Below are 1,815 nucleotides of genomic sequence, written 5' to 3'. Positions count from 1 at the left end.
GTAATTAATTAAATCTCCACGTCTAAACGTGGCGGCAAGTTGTTGTAAAGAAATTTCTGAGCTATCGTTGTAAAGTGCAGCAAGTGCCTGCCGGATGTCCTGTATTGCTGCTTGAAGGTAAGCTTCGCCCTTTTCATCCAGCCGTGCCTGCAAAGAAACGAAATTTTGATGATTAACCAAATCAAATGATGCCAATCCTGAATCTGCAAGAAGTTTCCTGCCAATCTGCATGGCAATAAAACAGGAAGCATAACGGACAAAGTCGGGATCATTTTCCTGCGGGCGTTTTCTTCTGTTCTCTGCCATACGGTAAATCAATACGGACAATACCGCCTGCGCCCCGTTCAAATTATCGAAAATTTCGCCATACAATTTACCAAAATGCTCCTTGGTGAAAAATTTCGCCTGCTGGGGTTTTTCTTTGACAACCGAAAGTACCGCTTCGGCAACCGTGCCTGATGTAATATCGTTTTTTCCTGCTTCCTGGCTACGCTTGCGTCGGTAGGTGTAACCCAACTCTGCAATCGATATCTCCAAACGCTGCTGCTGGGGATCGTTGGCTCTCAAATCCTTCAAATCCACAGGATTTTGGCTGTTGGTGGCATGGGTGATTTTCATAACCAAATCGTTTTGCTCTTTTGGCAGCTCGTAGATGCGCACCAACACGCTGGCATTGTCCGAAATATCGGAAAAATCTGCTATTGCGTTCATCAGGGTCATGGATGTCTGACCGCCGTTTACAATCTGCAAATCCGTAACATTGACCTGGTAATCGGATGTCTGCAAGGCATTATAGGAAAAACTTCTGCATATCAAAGTCAGCCCGTTATTGTAAAAATAGAAATTATCCGGCTCGTGTTGCAGGGTTCTTTGGATATCCTGATTAACGCGGTTTCCTGTCAAACCGAGATAACGGCGGATATTCCTTTCCAGTAGTTTTTCGCCATGCTGTCTCATTAATTGGGCAATTTCTTTAACAGGAATCCGCCCGATACAGACGCGGCTGAAATTCATATCTTCAATTACTGCTTTGCCTTTCAGCCGCAATACGGCATCGACAGGTTTTGTGCGGCTACGGATAGCCAGCAGGGTTTCATGGTTGGCATACTCCCATGACACTTGGGATACAGATTGAAATTCGCGGTCAATATCGGTTTGCGCTTCCCGGTTCCATTTCAGCCCGTTGTTGCAGGCGATAACCCGAATCTGCGGTATCTGCCCGTCCCGAATACGTGAGCGGATATCTTCGACTTTGGCTTTCAAGCGCATATTGATGCCGCCCAAATCGGCAGCCGGATTAAACAGATATTGAACGGCCTTGATTAATTTTTCTATGCCGGTTTGTGGGAAATTTTTATTTCCGTCCAAACTCTTGGCGTATTTTGACTGGATAAGGACAACGGAAAATTCCCCATCGTTTTCTTCATCTATATAAACAGCATCCGTTCCAAAATCTCCGCCTCCGTCAACCAGACAATCCAAGGCTGTTTCTTCATCCAAATCCAAAATGTCTTTGATACAGATAAAAGTAAACAGGGCGGATTTGAGTTTGTCCGTGTCATTTGGGTTGATGTTCAAAATTTGGCATACTTCATCTTTGGTTTCCTGCGGAATACCTAAAAGCTGTTGGTCTAAAATAGAAGCAGCGATATCCATGATAGTCTCCGTACATTTTTGAATTTTTAAAATATGAAAGCTGTGTTTCGGCCTGAAAACCACTCCACCGTTTTCAGGCTGCCTTCCAATCACCCTCTCAACTTCGCCAATTGCCCTTCCACTTTCCCCATCTTATCCATCAACTCCGCCAATTCCGCC

The 1,815-nt window shown here is 44.8% G+C and carries 1 protein-coding gene; it reads right to left on the bottom strand.

Annotation, left to right across the window (positions count from 1 at the left end):
- The coding region (locus ACTHUM_RS12945) for an AIPR family protein (protein WP_440403051.1) at positions 1 to 1,500 on the bottom strand (1,500 nt) is incomplete at its 3' end.
- Positions 1,501 to 1,815: the final 315 nt, after the last annotated feature.

The sequence above is a fragment of the Neisseria sp. P0021.S006 genome, from assembly GCF_051956895.1.
The sequence above is the reverse complement of the archived record's forward strand: the minus strand, read 5'-3'. Positions and strand labels throughout refer to the sequence as shown.